The sequence below is a fragment of the Pantoea sp. E956-1 genome, assembly GCF_982223955.1.
Genome location: NZ_CEUYZP010000037.1, coordinates 1 through 548 on the forward strand (window position 1 = coordinate 1; position 548 = coordinate 548).

Sequence of the window (548 nt, forward strand, 5' to 3'; positions counted from 1 at the left end):
CCCAACGGCACACTGAAGTCGTATCCCGGCTTCCCGCATGGCATGCCGACGACGCAAGCGGAAACCATCAATGCGGATTTGTTGGCGTTTATTCGCGGGTAATCGCCTCAATCAGGACTACCGCGATATCGGCAACACTGATCCCCTGTGGGAGCGGGCTTGCCCGCGAAGGCGTCGCTCCAGTCTAATTATCTGCGAATGACACTCCGCCTTCGCAAGCAGGCTCGCTCCCACAGTTTTGAACGGCGGTGACTCAGGTGCCGGCAATCAACTGCCGAGCCGCCTTACTGTGATCGGCGATCAAACCTTTCAGGTCCAACCTTTCAACCTGCCCATCAACCACACGCCACTTGCTGCCAATCATCACTCGATCCGCCCGATCCACGCCACACAGCAGCAACGCCGAAATCGAATCATGGCTACCGGAGAAGCGCAGTTCATCGAGCTTGAACAACGCCAGATCCGCCTGTTTGCCCACGGCGATTTCGCCGATGTCGCTGCGACCGAGCAGGCTCGCCGACCCCTTGGTCGCCCAGCCCAGCACGTGT

At 59.3% G+C, this 548-nt stretch carries 1 protein-coding gene and 1 pseudogene; one reads left to right on the forward strand and one right to left on the reverse strand.

Annotated features, from left to right (window positions below; all coding sequences use genetic code 11):
- Positions 1-102, forward strand: a pseudogene (locus AC0T7J_RS25110) (alpha/beta fold hydrolase); the annotation flags it as partial.
- Between the two features lie 151 nt (positions 103-253).
- On the opposite strand, the gene AC0T7J_RS25115 reads toward AC0T7J_RS25110, so the two are convergent.
- Positions 254-548, reverse strand: a 295-nt coding sequence (locus tag AC0T7J_RS25115) for an amidohydrolase family protein (RefSeq protein ID WP_473798437.1), incomplete at its 5' end; no start/stop codon positions are given.